The sequence below is a fragment of the Gymnodinialimonas phycosphaerae genome, assembly GCF_019195455.1.
Taxonomy (GTDB): domain Bacteria; phylum Pseudomonadota; class Alphaproteobacteria; order Rhodobacterales; family Rhodobacteraceae; genus Gymnodinialimonas; species Gymnodinialimonas phycosphaerae.
On the sequence record NZ_JAIMBW010000001.1, the window covers coordinates 4116902 to 4138176 of the forward strand.

24 protein-coding genes are annotated in these 21275 nt (G+C 64.6%); 8 read left to right on the forward strand and 16 right to left on the reverse strand.

The annotated features are described in order from the left end of the window. Positions 1-50 precede the first annotated feature (50 nt). The 3 genes from KUL25_RS20655 (at position 51) to KUL25_RS20665 (ending at position 1634) form a co-directional block, all read left to right on the forward strand. Positions 51-503, forward strand: a complete 453-nt coding sequence (locus tag KUL25_RS20655) for a phasin family protein (protein WP_257894612.1) — start codon at positions 51-53, stop codon at positions 501-503. A gap of 268 nt (positions 504-771) precedes the next feature. Continuing rightward, positions 772-1323 carry a polyhydroxyalkanoate synthesis repressor PhaR gene (gene phaR, locus KUL25_RS20660; protein WP_257894613.1) on the forward strand — a complete coding sequence of 184 codons (552 nt, stop codon included), beginning with the start codon at positions 772-774 and terminating at the stop codon, positions 1321-1323. A gap of 5 nt (positions 1324-1328) precedes the next feature. Beyond that, positions 1329-1634: a hypothetical protein gene (locus tag KUL25_RS20665; protein WP_257894614.1), complete on the forward strand. Its 306-nt coding sequence runs from the start codon at positions 1329-1331 to the stop codon at positions 1632-1634. Positions 1635-1715: 81 nt separating this feature from the next. Here the strand turns inward: KUL25_RS20665 and KUL25_RS20670 are convergent, their stop codons facing one another. Continuing rightward, positions 1716-3077 carry an aminotransferase gene (locus KUL25_RS20670; protein ID WP_257894615.1) on the reverse strand — a complete coding sequence of 454 codons (1362 nt, stop codon included), beginning with the start codon at positions 3075-3077 and terminating at the stop codon, positions 1716-1718. A gap of 191 nt (positions 3078-3268) precedes the next feature. Here KUL25_RS20670 and KUL25_RS20675 point away from each other — a divergent pair, with 191 nt between their 5' ends. Further along, complete coding sequence (locus KUL25_RS20675) at positions 3269-3742, forward strand: PRC-barrel domain-containing protein (protein WP_257894616.1); 474 nt, start codon at positions 3269-3271, stop codon at positions 3740-3742. An 82-nt stretch (positions 3743-3824) separates the two neighbouring features. Here KUL25_RS20675 and KUL25_RS20680 read toward each other — a convergent pair whose 3' ends face one another. The 15 genes from KUL25_RS20680 to KUL25_RS20750 all read right to left on the reverse strand — a co-directional run bounded on the left by KUL25_RS20680 (position 3825) and on the right by KUL25_RS20750 (position 17496). Beyond that, complete coding sequence (locus tag KUL25_RS20680; RefSeq protein ID WP_257894617.1) at positions 3825-5048, reverse strand: DegT/DnrJ/EryC1/StrS family aminotransferase; 1224 nt, start codon at positions 5046-5048, stop codon at positions 3825-3827. 105 nt (positions 5049-5153) lie between these two features. Further along, positions 5154-6449, reverse strand: a complete 1296-nt coding sequence (locus KUL25_RS20685) for an NAD(P)/FAD-dependent oxidoreductase (protein ID WP_257894618.1) — start codon at positions 6447-6449, stop codon at positions 5154-5156. Then, positions 6446-6724, reverse strand: a complete 279-nt coding sequence (locus tag KUL25_RS20690) for a hypothetical protein (RefSeq protein ID WP_257894619.1) — start codon at positions 6722-6724, stop codon at positions 6446-6448. The genes KUL25_RS20685 and KUL25_RS20690 overlap by 4 nt, the downstream gene beginning before the upstream one ends. Beyond that, positions 6717-8078, reverse strand: a complete 1362-nt coding sequence (locus KUL25_RS20695) for a glutamine synthetase family protein (protein WP_257894620.1) — start codon at positions 8076-8078, stop codon at positions 6717-6719. Before KUL25_RS20695 ends, KUL25_RS20690 begins: the two co-directional genes overlap by 8 nt. Further along, positions 8075-8788 carry a type 1 glutamine amidotransferase gene (locus KUL25_RS20700; protein WP_257894621.1) on the reverse strand — a complete coding sequence of 238 codons (714 nt, stop codon included), beginning with the start codon at positions 8786-8788 and terminating at the stop codon, positions 8075-8077. Before KUL25_RS20700 ends, KUL25_RS20695 begins: the two co-directional genes overlap by 4 nt. A gap of 280 nt (positions 8789-9068) precedes the next feature. Next, a complete protein-coding gene (locus KUL25_RS20705; RefSeq protein ID WP_257894622.1) occupies positions 9069-10421 on the reverse strand; it encodes a glutamine synthetase family protein in 1353 nt (450 codons plus the stop codon). A gap of 58 nt (positions 10422-10479) precedes the next feature. Continuing rightward, positions 10480-11319 carry an ABC transporter permease gene (locus tag KUL25_RS20710; RefSeq protein WP_257894623.1) on the reverse strand — a complete coding sequence of 280 codons (840 nt, stop codon included), beginning with the start codon at positions 11317-11319 and terminating at the stop codon, positions 10480-10482. Between the two features lie 127 nt (positions 11320-11446). Next, positions 11447-12328 carry an ABC transporter permease gene (locus KUL25_RS20715; protein WP_257894624.1) on the reverse strand — a complete coding sequence of 294 codons (882 nt, stop codon included), beginning with the start codon at positions 12326-12328 and terminating at the stop codon, positions 11447-11449. 82 nt (positions 12329-12410) lie between these two features. Then, the gene (locus KUL25_RS20720; RefSeq protein ID WP_257894625.1) at positions 12411-12839 is read right to left on the reverse strand and encodes a hypothetical protein; all 429 of its coding nucleotides are present in this window, start codon (positions 12837-12839) and stop codon (positions 12411-12413) included. Between the two features lie 4 nt (positions 12840-12843). Beyond that, positions 12844-13572, reverse strand: a complete 729-nt coding sequence (locus tag KUL25_RS20725; RefSeq protein WP_257894626.1) for a transporter substrate-binding domain-containing protein — start codon at positions 13570-13572, stop codon at positions 12844-12846. A 34-nt stretch (positions 13573-13606) separates the two neighbouring features. After that, positions 13607-14368 (reverse strand): substrate-binding periplasmic protein, encoded by a 762-nt coding sequence (locus KUL25_RS20730; RefSeq protein WP_257894627.1) that lies wholly within the window; start codon positions 14366-14368, stop codon positions 13607-13609. 3 nt (positions 14369-14371) lie between these two features. Further along, positions 14372-15151, reverse strand: coding sequence for an ABC transporter ATP-binding protein (locus KUL25_RS20735; protein WP_257894628.1), 780 nt, complete (start codon positions 15149-15151; stop codon positions 14372-14374). A gap of 95 nt (positions 15152-15246) precedes the next feature. Then, the gene (locus KUL25_RS20740) at positions 15247-16035 is read right to left on the reverse strand and encodes a phosphate/phosphite/phosphonate ABC transporter substrate-binding protein (RefSeq protein WP_257894629.1); all 789 of its coding nucleotides are present in this window, start codon (positions 16033-16035) and stop codon (positions 15247-15249) included. An 11-nt stretch (positions 16036-16046) separates the two neighbouring features. Continuing rightward, positions 16047-16487: a tellurite resistance TerB family protein gene (locus KUL25_RS20745; RefSeq protein ID WP_257894630.1), complete on the reverse strand. Its 441-nt coding sequence runs from the start codon at positions 16485-16487 to the stop codon at positions 16047-16049. 142 nt (positions 16488-16629) lie between these two features. Then, positions 16630-17496, reverse strand: coding sequence for a PhzF family phenazine biosynthesis protein (locus KUL25_RS20750; RefSeq protein WP_257894631.1), 867 nt, complete (start codon positions 17494-17496; stop codon positions 16630-16632). A gap of 490 nt (positions 17497-17986) precedes the next feature. On the opposite strand from KUL25_RS20750, the gene KUL25_RS20755 reads away from it, so the two are divergent. The 4 genes from KUL25_RS20755 to KUL25_RS20770 all read left to right on the forward strand — a co-directional run bounded on the left by KUL25_RS20755 (position 17987) and on the right by KUL25_RS20770 (position 21201). Then, positions 17987-18988, forward strand: a complete 1002-nt coding sequence (locus tag KUL25_RS20755; RefSeq protein ID WP_257894632.1) for an NAD(P)H-dependent flavin oxidoreductase — start codon at positions 17987-17989, stop codon at positions 18986-18988. A gap of 107 nt (positions 18989-19095) precedes the next feature. Continuing rightward, positions 19096-20256 carry an isovaleryl-CoA dehydrogenase gene (locus KUL25_RS20760; RefSeq protein WP_257894917.1) on the forward strand — a complete coding sequence of 387 codons (1161 nt, stop codon included), beginning with the start codon at positions 19096-19098 and terminating at the stop codon, positions 20254-20256. Between the two features lie 91 nt (positions 20257-20347). Then, on the forward strand, positions 20348-20650 hold the full coding sequence (locus KUL25_RS20765) for a hypothetical protein (RefSeq protein WP_257894633.1): 303 nt from the start codon (positions 20348-20350) through the stop codon (positions 20648-20650). Continuing rightward, positions 20647-21201 (forward strand): hypothetical protein, encoded by a 555-nt coding sequence (locus tag KUL25_RS20770; RefSeq protein ID WP_257894634.1) that lies wholly within the window; start codon positions 20647-20649, stop codon positions 21199-21201. The genes KUL25_RS20765 and KUL25_RS20770 overlap by 4 nt, the downstream gene beginning before the upstream one ends. The last annotated feature ends 74 nt before the right edge of the window (positions 21202-21275 follow it).

The window sequence follows — 21275 nt, forward strand, 5'->3', positions numbered from 1 at the left end:
GGGTCCATCACCACACCGCCCGATGCGGGCAACACAATCGGAGAATTCCAATGGCAAAAGCTGCAACCCCCGACTTCTCGAAGTACATGACCGAAATGATGGCATCGTTCCCGATGGACATGTCCGCCATGACCGAAGCCTTCAAATCCCAGGCCGCCGTGTCCGAGAAGATGTCCAAAGTGGTTCTCGAAGCCGCCGAGAAATCCACCGAGATTTCCTCCAAGTGGACCAAAGACACCATCGCCAAGGTTGGTGACATCTCTTCCGCCAAGGACGAGCCCGCCGACTACACCAAATCCATGACCGATTTCGCCTCCGCTCAGGCCGAGATGGCTGCCGAGAACATGGCCGCTTTCGCCGAGATCGCGAAAAAAGTGCAGATGGAAACGGTTGAGCTGATGATGGCTGCCGGCAAAGAAGCTTCCGAAGAAGCAACCGCCGCCGTCAAGAAAGCAACTGCTGACGTGACGACTGCTGCCAAGAAAGCCGCAACCGCCAAGTAAGCGCGGATCGCGCCGCCTCCCATGCGCGACAGCTTTCACATACCGCGACGAAGGGGTCCTCCCCCCCGACCGTCGCGGGCCTTGGAAAAGGCGGGCCTCCACGCAATCGGCCCGCCTTTTCTGATTCTCGGAGGCTGCGCAGCGCAGGCCTTTTCCTTCTATAAGAACTGCCCTCAAAACGCCCGTTTGCATTTCTGTACAAGCAGCGTAGGCTGGCAATGCTGCACCGCAAAACGCCCAGAGAGGGCACCAGAGGAGGGCCAGCGCGATGACCGATACACCCAAGCCGCTTCTCATCAAGCGCTACGCCAGTCGGCGGCTCTATAATACAGAGACGTCGGACTATGTGACGTTGGAAGATATCGCCGGTTTCATCCGCGATGGGCGCGAGGTTCAGATCGTCGATCTCAAGTCCGGCGATGACCTGACCCGCCAGTATCTTCTGCAAATTGTGGCCGATCACGAATCACGCGGGGAATCGGTGCTGCCGATTGCCGTGTTGACCGATCTGGTGCGCAGCTACACGACCCAGGCCCAATCTGTGGTGCCCGAATTCCTCGCCTCCAGCTTCGAGATGTTGCAGCAGGGGCAATCCAAGATGATGGACAATATGGCGGCGATCCATCCCATGGCCTCCATGCCCGGCTTCGATGCCATGCGCGCGCAGCAACAGGCCTTTTTCGCTGCCATGACCGGGGGGATGCCGTCCCCGTCCGATCCAGAAGCAGAGGCCACCCCGGACGACGCGTCCCCGTCGGAAGAGCTTGACGCCATCAAGCGACAACTTGCGGACCTGCAGAACAAACTCAGCAAGATGTGATGCCCGTGCTTCGCATTCTCTCCGCCGTTCTCGTGATTTCCACCACTGCTTCCTGTTCCATCCTTGCGCCGCTTTTCGGCGGCGGGGACCGGGCCGAGGACGCAAGCCCCTATGCCGCCGCCATGGCGGATTTCTCGCTGTGCGAAACGGCCTCCAGCGAGGCCGAGCGCGCCGCCGCTGCCGCCCGCCTTGCCGCCGCGGCGGGCACGATGTCTTCGGTCAGCCAGCCGTCGAACACGGATCATTTCTACGAGATGGATCGGGTCGTGGCCGCCCACGACCGCTGTCAGGCCGTCCTGTCATCGCGCTAGGGCGCTGCTTCTCCTGCCGCGACAGCCACGACGGTGCCCTGGCCTTTGAAAGCCAGGGGCGTCCCGCCGCGACAGGCGTCCTCAGGTGATCTCTGCGAAGACCTTGCGCAGGGCTGCATCAAGCTTTTCGCACATCTCGTCCATCTGCGCGTCGGTCAGGGTGAACGCCGGGCACAGGACCACCGCTTGTCCCAGCGGACGGCAGATCAGCCCGTGGTCGGTGCAGGTGTTGGCGATGCGTTCACTGACGGACAGAGTGCCCTCGAACGGCGTCTTGCCCTCGCGCACCGCTTCCAGCGCCCACATGTAGCCCACGCCGCGCAGCTCGCCGATGTTGGGATGCTTGGCGATCTCTCGCAGCCCCGCTTCCATCCGGCCCGTGCCCGCGTGGACCATGTCCATCAGGCCCTCTTCCAGCACCACGTCGATCGCCTTCAGCGCCACCGCACAGCCCACCGGGTGGCCCGAGGCGGTGAAGCCGTGGGGGAACTCCTCGATCGGGTCGATGGCCGCTTGCAGGCGGTCCGTCATCTGCGGCCCAAGCATCACGGCGCCCATCGGAAAATACCCCGCCGTCAACGCCTTGGAAGAGATGATGGCATCGGGAATGAAGTCATAGGTCTGGCACCCCCAGGTGTTCCCGGTACGCCCGAAACCGCAAATCACCTCGTCTGAAATCAGTGGGATGTCGTGGCGCTTCAACACGGCTTGCATGGCCTGGAAGTAGCCGGCAGGCGGCGGGATCACCCCGCCCGCGCCCAGAACGGGCTCTGCAAAGAAGCCCGCAATCGTGTCAGCGCCTTCGCGGGCGATGACGTCTTCCAACTCTTGCGCCAGCCGCTTGGTGAAGTCGGCCTCGCTTTCCCCGTCGCGCCCTTCGCGCCAGTAGTGCGGGCAGGTCAGGTGGATGAAACCGGGCAGGGGCAGCCCGAAGACCTCGTTATAGGGCTTCGCGGTCATCGATGCGCTGACCGCTGTCACCCCGTGGTAGGCATTGCCGCGCGTCAGGATCTTGCGCTTCTTTGGTGCCCCCTCTGCGCGGCCCATGAACCACAGCATCTTCACCATGGTGTCGTTCGCCTCGCTGCCCGAGTTGGTGTAGAACACCTTGCCCCGATCCCAGGGGCTGACCTCGATCAACCGCTCGGACAGTTGCACCGTCTGGTCGGACATGCGCCCGAAAAACGCGTGGTAGCCCGGGAAGCGGTCGTATTGCGCCTTGGCGGCCTCGGCCAGGCCCTTGTGGTCAAACCCCGCCACCATGTTCCAAAGCCCGGAATTGCTGTCGAGGTACTTTTTGCCATTGGTATCAAAGATATAAGGCCCCTCGCCGTGGGTGACGACCACGGTGCCGCGGTCGCGGATCGAGGGGAGGTCGGTGAAGCCGTAAAGCGAGAATTCCTCGGCGCGGGCTTCCCAGGAATTGGGGGCGTAGTGGGTCATGTCGGGCTCTCCATGCGCGATGTGTCGGGAACGCTACGCCTGCCTGCGCCGCCACACAATTGGCATTTGCAAGGCCGCCTCACCTTACGCCAGGGCAAGGCCGGTTTCAGGCAAAGAAACGGATTTTTAGGGAACCCGCACAGCAAACCTCGCGTTGCTTCACTACCAACTCACAAAGAGGAGAGCCACATATGACACGCTTCAAGACACTCGCCGCCACCGCCGCCCTCGCCACCGTGATGGCCCCCGGTTTCGCCCTTGCCGATGCCCATGCGCCTGCCGAGATGAACTCTGGCCGCGTCGGTGCCGACACGATGGAAAACCTGATCCGCTCGTCCAACCTGATCGGCGGCACGGTCTACACCGCCACCGGCGAAGGCGCCATGGGCGAGACCGATTGGTTTGAGATCAACATGTACGACGGCGTCGGTGATGGTTGGGAAATGATCGGCACGGTCGAAGATGTCGTGCTGTCGCGTGACGGCCAACTGACGGGCTTCGTCGTGGAAGACGCCGGTTTCCTGGGCTTCGGGGACGACAGCGTTCTGATCGAGATGAGCAGCCTGCGCATGATCGACGACGGCTCCGGTGACATCCACTGGGTGACGAACATCACCGAAGAGCAGTTCGAGAACATGGAAGAAGTCGAAGAAAACTGGTACTGAACCAGTCTGTTCTGACACGGGAAAGCGGGGGCCATTGTGCCCCCGCTTTTCGTTTGTGCCCCGTTATTTATTCACGATGCCCTCAGGTGCCGTAGGCGCGCACCTCGGATTTCACGTCCTCGGCTGCCGCCAGCAGGGCGCTTGCGATGAAGTCCAGGTCCTCGCGGCTCAGCCGTGCGGGCAGGCGCACGTCGCAGGCGCGCATCAGCATGGCGCGGGTCTGTGGCAGGTCGGGTGTGTCGCCTGGAATGAATTGCCAGTTCCAGAAGGCCCGCGCGTTGTCGGTGGACAGGCCGAAGATCTGCACCTTTACGCCACGAGCGCTGGCGGCCTCGGCAAAGGCGCGGGCCTCGGTGTCTGTCTCGAAGCCTTGCAGGTTGAACTGGATCGAATCCGGCGCGCGTTCTTCCGGCCCCAGCGGGTCGGGAACCGTCAGCCACGGAGAGGTGTTCAGCACGCCCGCCACATAGTCGTGGTTCGCGCGCCCATCGCGCACGCGGCGCGCCACTTCGGGCAACTGCGGGCGGATGACCGCCGCGCTCAGGTTCTGCATCCGCAGGTTGTACAGCGGCAGCTTGTTCTGCCAGCGCCCGAAGGCCAGTTCCAACTCTGGATCGTTCTGGCCTTGCGGGCCCTTGTGCTTCTTCCACGCATGCTCATAGGCGCCCGACATGATCACCGCACGCGCCACAAGGTCTGCGTCGTCGGTGATCAGGATGCCGCCTTCGCCCGCGTTCACCAGTTTGTAGGACTGGAAACTGAAGCAGCCGACGCGGCCAATCGTGCCAATCTTGCGGCCGTGCCACTCGGTCCCCAACGAATGGGCCGCATCCTCGATCAGAGGCACACCGGCCGCGTTGCATGCGGCCTCGATCGCGTCCATGTCCGAGGTGTGGCCCCGCATATGGCTGATCATCACCGCATCGATGCCCGGCAACTTCGCCATGAAATCATTCATATCCACGCGGTAATTCTCACCCACTTCGCACAGCACCGGCGTCATGCCCGCATGGACGATGGACGATGGCACAGCGGCAAAGGTGAAGGCCGGGATCATCACGCGCGCGCCCTTGGGCAGACCCAGGGCCTCCAGCGACAGGAACAGCGCGGCCGAGCAGCTGGACACCGCCAGCGCGTATTTCGTGCCCATCATTACTGCGAATTCCCGCTCCAACAGGGCCACGGGCGCATCCTCGGGGGCGGTATAACGGAACAGGTCGCCGCTTTGCAGCAGCCGGTCAATCTCGGCGCGGGCAGCTTCGGGGATGGGTTCGGCGTCGTAGACGTTTGGCGCGGTCGGGGACATTGTTTCACCATTTCAAAATATGATATTTTGATTTTCTTATTAAGTCAGATGGTCGTGGCTGCAAAGCGACAACGTCGCGTCAGGCCTGAACAGTCGGAATTTCGCTTAGAAACCGATGCGGTCGCGCAACGCAAACCACGACATCGCAAGGGTCAGGATCGGCGCGCGCAGCGCTGTTCCCCCTGGAAACGCAGGGATTTTCAGCGCCTCGAATGTGGCAAGGCCGTCTTCCTGGCCCAGAACGGCCTCGGCCATCACGCGGCCCGCCATGCCGGACAAACCCACCCCGTGGCCCGAGAAACCGGCCCCCGACAAGACGTTGGGCGCCACCCGCGCCACATGGGGCAGGCGTGACGGCGTTATCCCAAGCGATCCGCCCCAGACATGGTCAACTCGCACGCCCGACAGTTGCGGAAACAGCCGCTCCATCCGCGCCACAAGGGCGGTCTGGATGTCGCTGGGGAAGCCGATGGAGTAGCTTTCGCGGCCGCCGAACAGGAACCGCTTTTCATGGTCGAAGCGATAGTAGTTCACCACGAACCTGCTGTCGGACACGGCGATATCGCGGGCCAGAACCTCTTGCCAACGCTCGGGCAGGGGCTCGGTCGCGGCAATGAACGAGTTGATCGGCATAACGCGCCGGTTCACCTGCGGCAGGATATTGGGCAGGTAGCCGTTGCCCGCCACGATCACATGGCCCGCATCCACGCGCCCCCGTGGCGTGTGCAGGACCGCGCGATGCCCCATTTCCAAGTCGGTCACTTCCGTCCGCTCGTGGATCACCGCGCCCGCCGCGTGCGCCTCGCGGGAAAGGGCCAGGGCATAGGCCAGGGGCTGCACATGCCCGCCGCTTTCATCCAGTGTGCCGCCCACATACGCGGGCGCCCTGACCAGGTCGGCGAAGGCCGCCTGGCCCATGACCTCGATGTTGACGTCATAATGACGGGCCATGTGCTCGGCCTCGAACCTGGCATCGGCAAGGGCCAGTTTGTCGTATTCGCCGTGCGCGATGCCGGGGCGAAAATGCGTTTTGAGCGCGGTGTCGCAGATCGCGCGAAGTTGCGCCTTCCCGGCTTCCGAAAGGTCCCACAGGGCGCGGGCACGATCCTTGCCGAACCGCTCTTCCAGCGCCCTTTGCCCCATGTTGTAGCCGGATTGCACCTGCCCGCCATTGCGCCCCGAGGCGCCGAATCCAACCCGGTGCGCATCCAGAACGACCACGCTGCGCCCCGCGCGCGCCAGCGTCAGCGCCGCCCACAGCCCGGTGAAACCCGCGCCTATCACCGCAACATCGACCCTGACGGAGCCTGTCAGCGGCAGATGCTCGGGCGGCTCCAACTCGGCGGCATAGACCGAGGGCGCATGGTGGCCGGGGCGGTCGTTTCGATAGAGGGCGCTCATGGTTGCTCCGTTTCGATCACCAAACGCACCGGACAGGCGATGGTCGTGGGCTGCCCCTCGGCCATGGCGCGCAGGTTGTCGGCGGTCAAACAGCCTGCGTCCAGGTAGTCGCCCAGGTCAGGCTCGGACCGTGGCGCGCCAAGTACAACGGTATCGACGGGGAACCAGACCAGCTCAACCGGCCACCCATCCCAGAGCCACACCGCCAGCGCCGCCCCCGCCAAGGTGATCAGCGCGGTGTTTTGCCACCAGCGAAGGGATCCCGGTTCAGACATTCAGCAACAAATGCTCCCGCTCCCAGGGGCTGATGACGTGGAGGAACTCGGTATATTCCAACTGCTTGACGGCGGCGTAGATGCGGCAGAATTCCGCGCCCAGAACTTGTTGAACGCCGAGGTTGGTTTCCAGAAGTCCCAGCGCATCGCCAAGCCCGCGCGGCACGCCCGATTCCGCCGAATAGGCGTCTCCGGTGAATTCATCGGAGGGGCCTTCGCCCTCGATCAAGCCCAGATACCCGGTGGCCAGGCTGGCCGCGATCCCGAGGTAGGGGTTGCAATCCATCCCCGGAAGCCGGTTCTCCACCCGCCGCGCAGAGGCGTCCGAAACCGGCACCCGCAGCCCGGTGGTGCGGTTGTCACGCCCCCATTCAAGGTTAATCGGCGCGGCAAAATCGGGGACGTAGCGGCGGTAGCTGTTCACGTAGGGCGCCAGAAGGGCGATCACGGCGGGCATGTTGCGTTGCATCCCGCCGATGAAATGCATGAATTCCGGCGTCTCCGCGCCCCCTTCGTCCGAGAAGATGTTCTGGCCTGTCGCCGCATCGACGACGGAGTGGTGGATATGCATGGCTGATCCCGGCTCTCCGGCGATGGGTTTGGCCATGAAGGTGGCGTACATGTCGTGCTTGAGCGCGGCCTCTCGAATCATCCGCTTGAAGAAGAACATTTCATCGGCCAGCTTGACGGGATCGCCGTGGCGCAGGTTCAACTCGATCTGTCCGGCGCCGCCTTCCTGCAGGATGCCGTCGATCTCCAACCCCATGGCATCGGCAAAGTCGTAGATGTCATCGATGACTTGCCCGTATTCATCCACGGCAGACATGGAATAGGCCTGCCGCGCGGCGGCACGCCTGCCGGAGCGGCCCATGGGCGGCTCGATTTCACGGGCCGGGTCGGTGTTGGGGGCGACGAGGTAAAACTCCATCTCGGGCGCGACGATCGGCTGCCAGCCCTTGGCGTTGTAAAGCGCGACCACGCGCTTGAGGACGTTGCGCGGCGCGAAGCTGACCGGGTCGCCTTTCTGATCGGTGATGTCGTGGATCACCTGCAGCGTCCAGTCGGCGGTCCAGGGCGCGGGCAGGGCAGTATCGAAATCCGGGGTCAGGATCATGTCGGGCTCGGTGAAACCATCGGCGACGGTATCGGCCCAATCGCCAGTGATGGTTTGGAAAAAGATCGAGTTGGGCAGGTAGAATTGCGCCTGCCGCGCGAATTTCGCGCCGGGCATGGCTTTGCCCCGCGCCACGCCTGCAAGGTCCGCGACGATGCATTCGACCTCATCCAGGGTGCGCCCGTCGAGGTATTTTCGCGCAATCTCGGGCAGCTTGGCGATGAACTCGGCGGGGATCATGCGGGCATCTTTCGGGCAAAGGCCGGGGCTTGGGTGGCATCCGCGCCTTCCAGCACATCGGCCAACCAATCGGCGATCAGGCGGTTGTCGTTGGGCAGGGGTAGCTGCGCCTTGGCGTGGGCCACGCGATCGGGTGCCACCGCGTCGCCTTTCAGCGTGATGAGGGTTTCGATCACGGTGTTCTCGAACTCTGGATGCGGTTGCGTCGTCAGGATGCGCGGGCCGATGGCGACAATGGCATTGGCGCAGAAGTCCGAGGAGGCATGGACCGTTGCGCCCGGGGGCAAGCGAGTGACCTGGTCCTGGTGCCAGGCGTTCAGGGACAGGGTCCGGTCGCCGACCGTGTAATCGGTGCGACCCACGGACCAGCCGTCCTTGAATTTCTCGACCGTACCGCCAAGGGCCTGGGCGATGATCTGATGCCCGAAGCAGGAGCCGACGAGGGGGATATTCGCATCGCGGATGGCACGAATCAGCTCTTCCAGCGGGGGGATCCAGGGGTGATCTTCATAGGCGCCATGTCTGGAGCCGGTGACAAGCCAGGCGTCGGCGGCCTCGGGGCCTGGCGGGAACTCCCCATCGACAACGGACCAGAGGGTTTGCGTAAAACCCCGATGCGCGAAGAGGTTGCCGAAAAGCGTGGCGTAGGGGCCGTCGGTGGCGGCGACTTCAGCGGGGACGTGGCCGGTTTGCAGGATGCCGAGGTGCATGGATCTGGTCCTCAAGTAGCGGAGCGGTAGGACATGGATGAGTCCTCAAGTAGCGGAGCGGTAGGACATGGATGAGTCCTCAAGTAGCGGAGCGGTAGGACATGAACAAATTCTCATGTGGCTAGGGCTCCGGCGAAGGTATGGGCGCGCGGGGCGCGCGGCAAGGGCACGCAAACTCTTGCAAGAGTTTGCACACGTCCTTGCAAGGACGTGGACCAGAGCCTTGCAAGGCTCTGCCAAGACTTTTGCAAAAGTCTTGGGCCGCGCGTGTGTGTGGGCGTCACACGGTATCGAGGTAGAGTTCCTGCTGCTCTTCCGGGCTGAGCTCGGCCATGTAGCGCAGTTCCTGGCGCTTTGTGGCCAGGAACGTTTCGCGCAGTTCGGGGGCGAAAATGCGTTTGATTTCATCGGAGGTATCGAAGGCCTTGATCGCGTCGGCCCAGGTCAGAGGCAGTTGCGGCAGGTCTGCCGAGTAGGCGCTGCCGGTGACGGCGGGGGCCGGCGGTTTGCCTTGCTCGATCCCGTCGAGCGCTGCGCCAAGGACGGCGGCGAGGAACAGGTAGGGGTTGATATCGCCGCCTGCCACGCGATGCTCGATCCGGCGGGCGGCTGGATTTCCGGCGGGGATGCGCAGGGCCGTGGTGCGGTTCTCATAGGCCCATGCGGCGGCCGTGGGGGCGTGGGCGCCGGGCACAAAGCGGTCATAGCTGGTCGCGTGGGGCGCGAAGACCAGCATGGAGCCGGGCATGGCGGCAAGGCAGCCTGCGATGGCGTGGTGCAGGGCTTCGGATCCTTCCGCGCCGCCGTTGTCGAAGATGTTGTTGCCGTCGTGGTCGAGCACGCTGAAGTGCGTGTGCAGCCCATTGCCCGCGTAATCGGGATAGGGTTTGGCCATGAAGCTGGCGGCAAACCCGTGGGACCGCGCAAGGCCGCGCGTCAGCACCTTGAAGAGCCAGGCATCGTCGGCAGCTTTCATCGCGTCGGGCTGGTGGTCCATGTTGATCTCGAACTGGCCGGGGCCGGCCTCGGAGATCATCGTGTCGGCGGGGATGTCCATCGCCTCGCAGGCGTCATAAAGCGCCGTCAGGAAGGTGTCGAAGGCATCGAGTTGGCGGAGCGCGAGGATTTCCGCCTGTTGGCGGCGGATGCCCGACCGCGGCGAGGGGGGCACGCGCAGCTCTCGGCCGCGATCGTCGATGATGTAGAATTCCAGCTCGGTGGCCACAACCGGCGTCAGCCCGCGCGCCTTGTAGCGGTCGACCACGCGGGCGAGCGCATGGCGCGGGTCACCCATGTAGGGTGTACCGTCCTCGTGAAACATCCAGATCGGCAGGATCGCCGTGGGCGTGTCCAGCCAGGGGACGGGAACGAAACCCCGTTCCGTTGGTTTCAGGATGCCGTCGGGGTCGCCCGCCTCGAACACCAGGGGGCTGTCGTCGATGTCTTCGCCCCAGATGTCGAGGTTCAGGACCGAATAGGGAAAGCGCGTGCCGTCCTTGATCGCCTTGCCCGCAAAGCGCCGCGCCACGCGTTTGCCACGCGCCTGCCCGTTGAGGTCCGAGGCGACCATGCGGATGGATTTGATTTGCGGATTGTCGTGAAGGAAGTCGGACGGGCTTTGAGGGGAGGTCATGGGACACACGGCGTTGTTTCGCAGTGGGCTTACGCCCGCCCGCGCCCCCTCGCAAGTACTACCGGATCAGGTTGGGCCGAATGCGCAGGCGGGGGCGCGCGTCCGAGGGCAGGTGGCGGTTCAGGCGGCGGTTGATCGCCCCGAACAGCGCGATGACGCCGAGGGTCAGGATGACGAAATAGACCGCCACGATCGGGTAGGGGATAAACGGGTTATAGGTGCGGTCGGCGAAATAGGAGGCGTAGTAAAGCGCGTCGCCGCGTTGTTGGAAGGCGGGAAAAGAACTGAAGAAGACAAGCGCCGTGGCGTGGAACAGGAAGATCGCCTCGTTGGTATAGGCGGGCCAGGCCAGCCGCATCGTCGTGGGGAAGGTGATGCGGCGGAATTTCTTCCAGCCGGTCAGGCCATAGGCGTCGGCGGCCTCCAGATCGCCCTTGGGCACGGTGCGCAGCGCGCCGTAGAAGATCTCGGCGGCATAGGCGGAGGTGTTGAGGAACAGCACGATCAACGCGCCAAGCCAGGCGCGGGCGAGCCAGCGGGTCTCGGCCTCGATGGCGATGCCGAAGATCTCGAATTCATAGCCCAGGCGCGGCAGCATCACGAAGGCCTCGTAGGCCATGAAGAACTGGATGAAGAGGGGCGAGCCGCGGAACAGGAAGATGAACCACTCCGCCGGTTTGCGGGCGATTGCGCGGGGGGAGGCCTTGGCCACGGCGAGGGCGACGGCGAAAAAGAAGCCGAGCGACAGGGCGAGGGCGCCGAAGTAGACGTTCCAGATCATGCCGGAGCCGATCAGGGTGACCTGCTCGCAGAGCGTGACCTCGCCCTGGGGCAGGGCACGTTCGCCGATGCCGATGGCGCGCAGGGCGTAGGACTGGATGGTGTCAAGGCAGCTCATGACTGCGCCTCCGGGGCGAAAACCCTTGCAAGGGTTTTCCCACGCCCTTGCAAGGGCGTGATCAGAGCCTTGCAAGGCTCTGGCAAGACTTTTGCAAAAGTCTTGGGCGTGGGGCGGTTGTGGTGCGTCATGCCGGGGCCTTTCGCATGGCTTCACCGCCTGCGGTGGCCTGGCCCTTGGAGAGCCGCGCGGTAAGGCGGGTCAGCACGATTTCCGAGACGCGGGTGAAGCAGAGGTAGAAGACCAGCAGGCCCAGGAAGTACCAGAACCGCCAATCGGGGTGGGGATAGGCGAAGCGGGAATTGCGCGAGCCGCCGATTTCCCGCGCCCAGTAGACGATATCCTCGATCCCCAGAAGGAACAGCAGCGGCGTCGCCTTGATCAGGATCATCCAGATGTTGGAAAGACCCGGCAGCGCGTAGACCCACATCTGCGGCACCAGGATACGCCAGAAGGTCTGGCGCTGGGACATGCCGTAGGCGGCGGCCGTTTCCAGTTGCGCCTTGGGCACGGCCCCCATGGCGCCGTAGAGCACGTTGCCGCAGAAGGCGCCGAAGACGATGGCATAGGTGAAGGCCGCAAGGCCGAAGTTATAGGCCTCGTGCACCCATTGCGGCGCGCTGCCCTGGGGCGTGCGGCCGGCGTCGCAGACAAGGAAATTGGCGCCCTGGCGGATCGGCTCGTCCCAGTCGGGGCAATTGATCGAGTGGCGGAGGAACTCGATCCCCTGGTCGAGGACGAGCACGAAGAACAGGAAGAACACGATGTCCGGCACGCCGCGCACCATGGCGGTGTAGCCCTTACCGATCAGGCGCAGCGGCAGGGTGCGCGCGCGCGACGCGGAGGCGGCGCCGAAGCCCATGGCCAGCGACAGCGGAGCGGCGATGGCGAGCAGGGCGAATACCGTCAGGAACGACTGGTAGAACAGCATATGCACGCCATTGGTCAGGTAGCAGCTGAACCATTGGAAAGTGGCGAGAGTGGAGGGGTCTGAGCAAAAGCTGAACATGGGGTGTGGGGGGGCGGGCCTTGGGATTGAGTTGTATTTGGCAAGATGAAGGGGAGAGCGTGGTGCGAGGCGGGGACCGGGGTCAAGGGGTGTCGTTGGGCTCAGGAGGTTGTGCCGCGTGGGTCTGGCGGCGCGTGTCGAGGGCAATGGCCAGTGTCGAGAAGAAAAGGACGGGTATCGAGAGCGGGTATAGGGCGGCAGAGATATGCGTCACCCAAGGAGAATAGGGAGGTCCGTCGCGAAGGCTGAGGCGGGCAACACGCAACATGTTTTCGCTGGCCCAAGCAGGCGTTGCCGCGAAGGCGTCGACGCAGGGTGGTGGCAGCGTCTCTGGTTCCAGACAGTCCACAATGGTGCGTTGGACCGTCAAATAGCCCGCGAAGTTGCGATTGTGCCACTCCAGGGTCTTCAGGCCAAGATGCAGGCCGGGCCAGATCGGCGCCGCCATGCAGAACGCGGCGCCCCAGGTGAGGGCGCCGCGCCGGTAGATGGAACGGGTGCGTTCCGTCACCGCTTTACCAGGTCGCGGCGTCTTCGCCGAACCATTCCAGGATCAGCGCGTTCAGCGTGCCGTCTTCCTTCATCGAGGTGATGGCCGCGTCGAATTGCGCGATCAGCGGATCGCCTTCGCGCAGGCCCATGCCGATGCCGCCGCCCAGTTGCACGGGGTCGAGGATCACCATCAGGTCCGCGTCTTCGTCCGCGATCGGCACGAGGAAATCACCGTCGGCGAAGACGGCGTCGGCCTCGCCGTTGCGCACGGCGGCGACGGTTTCATCGGGGGTGGCGAATTCGACCAGCGTCACACCGTCGAGCCCGGCGATATAGCCCGCCTGGATCGTGTTGGTCTGGGCCGCGATCACGGCGCCTTCCATGGACATGCCGTCGTCCATGCCGACAAACAGCGACGAGGCGGGCGGCGTGTAGCCCTGGGTGAAGTCGATGACTTCATCGCGCTCAGCGGTAATCGACATGCCGGCCATGATCGTGTCGTAGTTGCCGGACGTCAGGTTCGGGATGATGCTGTCCCAATCGTTGCTGACCCATTCGCAGGTCAGTTCGGCGCGCGCGCAGAGCTCGTTGCCGAGGACGATCTCGAACCCGTCAAGCTCGCCTGCGTCGTTGATGAAGTTATAGGGCTCATAGGCACCTTCGGTGCCCATACGCACGACCGAGTGGGCGTCGGCAAACGCCATGCCTGCGGTGAGCGTCAGGGCGGTGGTGGCAAGGATCAGTTTTTTCATTTTGGTATCTCCCGTTGGGTTGGTTCTTGAGGGGTTAACTCAGGGGTGGGCCTGTGTCGCACAGGGCGATCGGGTCGTCTACGGCGTCACTCAACCATTGGCGGGTGATCGCGGTGATGATCCCGTCATGGGACAGGTCGATCAGCTGGGCGTCAAGCGCTGCCGCAAGGTCAGGGCGTTCGGGCGATACCGCAATCGACGTGCCGCCGCTGCGGATCGGCATCTCTCCGGCGGGGATCAGGGCGGCGCGGTTGGGGTAGTTTTCCACCGCCGGGGTGGGGCCGAAATAGGCCTGCAGCGCGCCCGAGACGACGGCATCCATGGCGGCGTCATCCTCGGAAAACAGGCGCAGGTCCAGCCCGGCCTCGGCCAGGGCGGCGTGGTGCAGCGTGCCCCGCAGCACGGCGATGGGGCCAGAGCGCGGATCGTGGGACGGGTCGCGCGTGAAGAACGTGCCATGCATCCCGCCCGGGGACAGCGGGCGGTAGGGGCAGGTCATATGGACCCGCGCCGCCCGCTCCTCGGAATAGCCAAGGGCATTGGCGGCGATGTCGATGCGGCCCGCTTCCAGGGCCGGGAAGATGACGTCGAAGGGCATGAACTCCCACCGGCAGGTCCAGCCCGCGCGGGTGCAGAGCTCGGCCAACAGGTCCCCCTCCAGTCCGGTGACGGGGGCGCGGCCGGTGTGGATGATCATCGGCGGGTAGGTCGAGGAGGTGCCGATCACCACCTCCTGGGCGTTGGCCGGGGCGGCGAGGGTGGCGAGGGTGGCAAGCAGGAGGAACGCGCGGATCATCGACTACCCCGTGCCGGAGTGGCTGAGGAACTGGCGCAAGCGGGCGCTTTCCGCGTTGCCGAAGATCTGCGAGGGCGGGCCCTGTTCCTCGATCAGGCCCTGGTGCAGGAAGATCGTGTGGGACGAGAGATCGCGGGCCATGCGCATATCGTGGGTGACGAGGATCATCGTGCGGCCTTCTTCGGCGAGGCCGCGGATCACCTGGATCACTTCTTGCTCCAGTTCCGGGTCAAGCGCGCTGGTCGGCTCATCGAACAGCAGCGCGCGGGGTTCCATGCAGAGCGCGCGGGCGATGGCGGCACGTTGCTGTTGCCCGCCCGACAGCTCGGACGGCCAGGCGTCGCATTTCGCGCCGATGCCAACCTTGTCGAGGATCTTGCGGGCGCGGTCCTCGACCTCGGCGCGGTCCTCGCCCAGAACCGTGACCGGGGCCTCCATCACGTTTTGCAGGATGGTCATGTGGGACCAGAGGTTGAAGCTTTGGAACACCATCGACAGGTTGGTGCGGATCAGGCGGACTTGTTCGGCATCCGCCGGGCGGCGGTGGTGGCCGGTGCCTTTCCAGCGGATCGGGTCACCTTCGAAGATGATCTCGCCCTGTTGGCTGTCTTCCAGCAGGTTGGCGCAGCGCAGAAGCGTGGACTTGCCGGACCCCGACGAGCCGATCAGCGCCACGACATCACCGGAGCAGGCCGTCAGGTCGATGCCCTTCAGCACTTCGAGCGCGCCGAAGCTTTTGTGCAGGCCGGTGATCTCGATCACCGGGGGGGGAGTGGTGGTCACGGGTGCAGGTCCCTCACGTATCACAGAGATTTGTGCGCAAGCGGCGCGTGATTGCAACGGTCATGGTGTAGTTTCCCTAGGGGAATGCGGGCGATTCAAGCGTTTTCCCTGGCGTTTTCGGCGGCGTTTGGGGCGATTGGCGCCGGATCGGGCAGGGGCAGGTCAAAGTAGGCGGCATCGGGCAGGGCCACGAGACCGCGCAGCAGGAGCGTGTCCTGATGGGCCGGGGGCAAGGCCGCGAGGGCCTGGGTCACGGCGGCATGGAGCGGGGCGGGATCGTTGGTACGGGCGGTGATCAGCGTTTGGCCCGGCGCGGCATCGGTGCTGGCGATGATGCGCAGGTGTCCGGCGGAGGCGTCGTAGCGCTGGATCATGTGCCAGCTGATCGCATCGATCGCGGCGATGTCGGCGTGCCCCTCGGCGATGGCACGGGCCGAGGCGCTGTGGGCGCCTGTCAGGAGGGCATGGGTGAAGGCAAAGCCACGGTTGTGGGCGTAGGCCCAGGCCGCGCCCCAGCCGGAATGGCTGTCGGCCTCATTCACCGCAAGGCGGGCCGTGACGAAGGCTGCGGGCGCATCGCGCGGGTCGTCCTTGCGGGTGACGAAATACGAGACGTAGTGGCCCCGTGGCGTGTCCGGCAGGCCATAGTCGCAGGTTCCGATGCGGTGTGTGTGGGCATGGACGTGGGTGCGGTAGGGCAGGTTGCAGATCTGGCCGAGAAGCAGATCGGGCCGGGTCCAGGTTTGCGTGTGCGCAATGGTATGGTCGAGCGCGGCAGGCGCGTCCTGGCCATGGTCGCGCAGGGCGTCGCGGACCAGGGCCCAGAGCGCATCATGGGCGGCCCGCGTCTCGGGACGCAGGTACATGGGCAAGGTGGCGAGCATGGTGTTGGGGCTTACAGGTTTGCCTCGACCCGCTGGCGGGCCAGATTGCTGTCGCGATCGGTGATGCCGAGCATCGGCGCCACGAGGCGCATCAGCGCATCCTCATCCTCGTCGCGGGCCCCATCGGCCAGGACGATCTCCCACAGGGCCTCGATCACATCCAGACGATCGTCGTGGTCCACGGCATCCTTGATGGCGCGGGTGAAGCGAACGGTGTCGGGGGCCTGTGCCTCCAGCGCCTCGGCCTGGGCGCGCAGGGTCTTGGCTTGGCCCGGCAAAAGGCCGTAGCGGTCGGCCAGCAAGGCGTCGATGCGGGCGATTTCGACAGCGGCATAGTCGCCGTCGGAGCGGGCAAGGCGGACCAGAAGCGCGGCAAGCGCAAGGCGCGCATCAGCAGGCGTAAGCGGTTCCGGGGCGGGCGCGGCGAGGCGTTTGAGGATATCTGCGATCATCCGACCGGTATATCGCCGGCTGCGCCGGGGGGGAAGGCTTTTGCAAAAGCCTTCTTCTTTCCTTGCAAGGAAAGATCCCAGAGCCTTGCAAGGCTCTGTACAAATCCTTGCAAGGATTTGGGCCGACGCGTGGGCACCGGACTCAGCTCGGGGGCACGCGGATCTGGCCCTGGGCGATCTTGACGGCCTGACCCGCCACGCGGATGGCGGTGATCTGCGCACCGTCGGTGTCGACGGTCAGGCGCAGGTCCGAAGGGCGGCCCATTTCGACGCCTTGCTTGAGGTGAAAGGTCGTGGTGCCGGAGGCAGGCAAGGCGCCGTTGGCGTGGAGTTGGCCCGCCAGAAGCGCCGTGGCAGAGCCGGTTGCCGGATCTTCGGCGATGCCTGCGGGGGGATCGAACATGCGGGCCTGGATACTGTCCGGGCCCGTGAGGACATAGGCGTAGATCGCCCCTGTATCGCCTGCGGTCTGTCGCGTTTGAGTGAAGGCAGGCTCCTGGATCGTGATCTTCGCCAGCGATTCTAGGGACGTGACCTCTACATACAGGAAGCTGGGGCCGCCTTCGAAATTGCCGAAAGGGGTGGGGGCGAGGTCTTCGTCCGCCAGCCCCAGGGCGGCGGCGAGGGTGGCGCGATCCGGAGCGGAGGGGAGGGCGCGGGGCAGCTTGGGGGCGGTGAATTCCGCCATGCCGCCTGCGATCGTGACCGGCACGAGGCCCGCGACTTCTTCCAGGATCACCTCGGAGGCATTGCCCGCCATGTGCAGGGCGCAGCCGATGGTGGGGTGACCTGCGAAGGGGATCTCTGCCGTGGGGAAAAAGATGCGGACCTTGGCGGTATGGGCGGGATCATCGGGGGTCTGCACGAAGATCGTCTCACTCAGGTTGAACTGGCGCGCGATGGTTTGCATCTGCGCCGTGCTCAGGCCATCGGCCCCTTCGACAATCGCCAGGGGATTGCCAGTGAAAGGCGTGTCGGTGAAGACGTCGTAGATGTGGAAATCGAGCATGGCTTTGGCCCCGTTTGCATGGATGCAAACAAGGGTGCGCGTCCGTGGTCCGGAGGACAAGGGCGGTTCGCATGACGATCTGTGATGGGCCGTTGTGGGGCCCGTGATCGTGGCGTGTCGTAAGGGGCCAAGGGTAAGTAAGCGGCGCCGCTTGAGACAACGGAAGGGCAACCCGCCGGGGTGTGAAGCCGGTGGGAAGGACGTGTTGCGCGATCCTGACGGGGGCCTGCACCTTGTTGGAGGTGGTCTGAGGCGCCCGCCGCATCCGTCTGGCTTTGCCCAAGGTGCCTTTTGAGGGGTCACGTCGGGCGGTGATGATCATCGAGGCGAGGGTATAGCGCGGGTCGCAGGGGTGTTGCGCGAAAACGCGCAGGTGCGCGCGGTGGGAGGGCGGCGCTTGGTGCAAAGAGCCTGAAATGTGGCCCGCAAGAGTTGACACGTCGCCCGGGTTTCGACCCACTTGACCCTGAAACAGCGGGGAGCGTGAGACATGCGGTCAGATTTGTGCAGTTTGCTTGGCATCGAAAAGCCGATCTTTTCCGCCCCGATGGGAGGCGCGGCTGGCCCTGATCTTGTCGCCTCGGTCTGCAATGCGGGGGCTTACGGCGTCATTCCGCTTTGGGGCAAACCGGTAGATCAGGTGGCGGCGGGCATTGACCAGATCCGGGCGCTGACGGATCGACGTTTTGCCGTGAACCTGAACCTGTCGTTTGCCTATGAAGACGCGCTGGAGGCCTGCATCCAGGCTGGTGTCCATGGCGTTTCGCTGTTTTGGGGGATGGAGCCCTCGGCGATCGCGCGCGCCAAGGCGGGCGGTCTCGTGGTCATGTCCAGTGTCGGCTCCGTCGCCGAGGGCCAGGCCGCAGAGGCGGCGGGTGCCGATATCATCATCGCACAGGGGTGGGAGGCGGGCGGGCATGTCTGGGGGCAGGTCAGCACGATGGCGCTGGTGCCTGCCATGGTCGATGCCGTGGGGGTGCCCGTGGTCGCGGCGGGCGGCATCGCAGACGGACGCGGCATGGCGGCGGCCTTCATGTTGGGGGCCTCTGGCGTCTGGATCGGCACACGCTTCTTAGCCAGCCGGGAGGCGACGATCCATCCTGATTATCTGACCCACGTCCTCGGGGCATCCGAGGCGCAGACGGAATGGTATCACGACCTATATGACGTGGCATGGCCGAACGCGCCGCACCGGGCCTTGAGCAACTCGACCGCTCGGGCGTGGCGGGACGCTGGCGCGGCGCCCCCGGGCCAGCGTCCCAACGAGCACGAGATCATCGGGACGCGTCCCGGCGGCGATCCGGTTGTCAGGTATCAAAGCTACACGCCGTTGCCCGGAACGACCGGCGATGTCGAAGCGATGTCGCTTTGGGCGGGCCAGGGTGTGGCGCTTGTGCGTGAAGTGCAAGGGGCGGCGGAAATCGTGGATGAGATCTTCGACGAAGCGATGACATGTCTTGCGGGTGGACCCGGCAAACCGGGACCGAACTGATCGCCGTCAAGCGTGGTGCAGGCCAAGCAGCGGCAAGGGATTGGCTTTGACATGGGCCGTGCGCTCAGTTTAAATGAACAAGCGTTCAATTACCGGGAGGGATGGCGATGTTTCTGGGCTCGATGAACTTTGATCTGGGGGAAGATGTCGCCGCGTTGCGCGACCTGGTGCATGCGTGGGCGCAGGAGCGGGTGAAACCGCTGGCCGCCCAAACCGACCGCGACAACGCCTTTCCCAACGAGCTGTGGCCCGAGATGGGAGAGCTTGGCCTTCTGGGCATCACGGTGGACGAGGAATATGGCGGCGCGGGGATGGGATACCTGGCGCATCTGGTGGCGGTCGAAGAGATCTCTCGCGTGTCGGCCTCCATCGGGTTGTCCTACGGGGCGCATTCCAACCTTTGTGTGAACCAGATCAAGCTGAACGGCACGGATGAGCAGCGTGCGAAGTACCTCCCGAGGCTGGTCAGTGGCGCGCATGTGGGTGCGCTGGCGATGAGCGAGGCGGGCGCGGGTTCGGACGTGGTCAGCATGTCTTTGCGGGCCGAAAAGCGGAACGACCGCTATGTGCTGAACGGCACGAAATACTGGATCACCAACGGGCCGGATGCCGATACGCTGGTGGTCTATGCCAAGACCGACCCGGAGGCCGGGTCCAAGGGGATCACGGCGTTTCTGATCGAGAAGGAGATGCAGGGGTTCAGCACCTCGCCGCATTTCGACAAGATGGGCATGCGCGGGTCGAACACGGCAGAGCTGGTGTTCGAGGACGTGGAAGTGCCGTTCGAGAATGTCCTCGGCGAAGAAGGACGCGGCGTGCGCGTGCTGATGTCGGGCCTTGATTACGAGCGCGTCGTGCTGTCGGGGGTAAACATCGGCATCATGGCGGGCTGCCTGGACGAGGTGATGCCCTACCTGAAAGAGCGCAAGCAATTCGGCAAGCCGATCGGGGATTTCCAGCTTATGCAGGGCAAGATCGCGGATATGTACACGTCGATGAACTCGGCCCGCGCCTATGCCTATGAGGTCGCCAAGGCCTGCGACCGGGGGCAGGTCACGAGGCAGGACGCGGCGGCTTGCGTGCTATATGCTTCGGAAGGGGGGATGAAGGTCGCCCATCAGGCCGTGCAGGCGATGGGCGGGGCGGGGTTCATGAACGACTCGGCGGTCAGCCGCATGTTCCGCGACGCCAAGCTGATGGAGATCGGGGCGGGCACGTCCGAGATCCGGCGCATGCTGGTCGGCCGCGAGTTGATGGGAATGATGTGAGATTTGGCGGGTGTGGGGATTTGAGTTTTTTGAGCAAGATGAAAGGGGAAGCGTCGGCGCGCTTGTGTGAGGGCCGCGCGGGGGCCTGGGCATGATGCGCCAGATCGCCTTGCCGTTGGCCTTGATCCTGACGCTGGCGGGCGTGGTCGGGCTGTACCTGGGCGTGGCCTCGGCACCCTTGAGCGAAAGCGAGATCATCGAGCGTCACGCAGCGGACTACGTGGCGCAGACGGGCCGCGCGCGGACAGATTGCTACGCGGTGCCTGCGGGTGTGGAGGGGGTGCGGATGATCGTGATTTGCGAGGCGGAAGGATCCGAGGCCTGGTTCGTGGCCGTCGACGACCGCGGCGAGCCGGTCGATGCGGCGGTTTTGTTCGAGGAGGGGACGACATGAGGGCGCTGGCGCTGATCCTGACGCTGCTGGCAGGCCCTCTGGCGGCGCAAAGCTGGGGCGACGGTGCGCCGGATACGCCGCGTTTCGAGGTGTGCCTGCCCGAGCAGATGGCCGCCTTCGAGCAGGCCTTGCAGACGCCCGGCTATGGGGCGGATTGGGCGGTGGGCTCGATCAATGTCCATTGGGTGCAGCATTGCGGCTATCTGGCGATGGGGATCTGCCAGGTCTCGGACAACTCGCTGATCTGCCAGCGCCGCCTGCGCGCCGCGTTCGAGGCGCGTGCGGCGCAGATGCGGGCGCTGTTGTCCGCGCCGGACGGGGTCGAGGGGCCGCTGGCGCCCTTGTACGCAAGGGTTCACACGCTGGCCCATGGGACGAATGCGGGGGATGATTGCGCCGGGTGGGATTATCGACGCGGTCTTTGGTGCGACAGTTTTCAGGCGGCGCTGAAGTTCGAAGAGGCGGTATGGGCCTGGCAGTTGGCGCGGCTGATGGGGGTCATGGGGCCGCTGGATTGGGACGCGTTGGCGGATTTGGGGGATGCGCGATGATTTGCGCACCGATGATTTGCGCACCGATGATTTGCGCACAGGGGATTTGCGCACGGGGGATCCTGGGCGTTGTG

Coding starts and splice junctions, on each gene's coding strand:
- KUL25_RS20655 (WP_257894612.1), top strand. CDS start 51: ATGGCAAAAGCTGCAACCCCCGACTTCTCGAAGTACATGACCGAAATG.
- phaR (WP_257894613.1), top strand. CDS start 772: ATGACCGATACACCCAAGCCGCTTCTCATCAAGCGCTACGCCAGTCGG.
- KUL25_RS20670 (WP_257894615.1), bottom strand. CDS start 3,077: ATGACCCACTACGCCCCCAATTCCTGGGAAGCCCGCGCCGAGGAATTC.
- KUL25_RS20675 (WP_257894616.1), top strand. CDS start 3,269: ATGACACGCTTCAAGACACTCGCCGCCACCGCCGCCCTCGCCACCGTG.
- KUL25_RS20680 (WP_257894617.1), bottom strand. CDS start 5,048: ATGTCCCCGACCGCGCCAAACGTCTACGACGCCGAACCCATCCCCGAA.
- KUL25_RS20685 (WP_257894618.1), bottom strand. CDS start 6,449: ATGAGCGCCCTCTATCGAAACGACCGCCCCGGCCACCATGCGCCCTCG.
- KUL25_RS20690 (WP_257894619.1), bottom strand. CDS start 6,724: ATGTCTGAACCGGGATCCCTTCGCTGGTGGCAAAACACCGCGCTGATC.
- KUL25_RS20695 (WP_257894620.1), bottom strand. CDS start 8,078: ATGATCCCCGCCGAGTTCATCGCCAAGCTGCCCGAGATTGCGCGAAAA.
- KUL25_RS20700 (WP_257894621.1), bottom strand. CDS start 8,788: ATGCACCTCGGCATCCTGCAAACCGGCCACGTCCCCGCTGAAGTCGCC.
- KUL25_RS20705 (WP_257894622.1), bottom strand. CDS start 10,421: ATGACCTCCCCTCAAAGCCCGTCCGACTTCCTTCACGACAATCCGCAA.
- KUL25_RS20710 (WP_257894623.1), bottom strand. CDS start 11,319: ATGAGCTGCCTTGACACCATCCAGTCCTACGCCCTGCGCGCCATCGGC.
- KUL25_RS20715 (WP_257894624.1), bottom strand. CDS start 12,328: ATGTTCAGCTTTTGCTCAGACCCCTCCACTCTCGCCACTTTCCAATGG.
- KUL25_RS20725 (WP_257894626.1), bottom strand. CDS start 13,572: ATGAAAAAACTGATCCTTGCCACCACCGCCCTGACGCTCACCGCAGGC.
- KUL25_RS20730 (WP_257894627.1), bottom strand. CDS start 14,368: ATGATCCGCGCGTTCCTCCTGCTTGCCACCCTCGCCACCCTCGCCGCC.
- KUL25_RS20740 (WP_257894629.1), bottom strand. CDS start 16,035: ATGCTCGCCACCTTGCCCATGTACCTGCGTCCCGAGACGCGGGCCGCC.
- KUL25_RS20745 (WP_257894630.1), bottom strand. CDS start 16,487: ATGATCGCAGATATCCTCAAACGCCTCGCCGCGCCCGCCCCGGAACCG.
- KUL25_RS20750 (WP_257894631.1), bottom strand. CDS start 17,496: ATGCTCGATTTCCACATCTACGACGTCTTCACCGACACGCCTTTCACT.
- KUL25_RS20755 (WP_257894632.1), top strand. CDS start 17,987: ATGCGGTCAGATTTGTGCAGTTTGCTTGGCATCGAAAAGCCGATCTTT.
- KUL25_RS20760 (WP_257894917.1), top strand. CDS start 19,096: ATGTTTCTGGGCTCGATGAACTTTGATCTGGGGGAAGATGTCGCCGCG.
- KUL25_RS20765 (WP_257894633.1), top strand. CDS start 20,348: ATGATGCGCCAGATCGCCTTGCCGTTGGCCTTGATCCTGACGCTGGCG.
- KUL25_RS20770 (WP_257894634.1), top strand. CDS start 20,647: ATGAGGGCGCTGGCGCTGATCCTGACGCTGCTGGCAGGCCCTCTGGCG.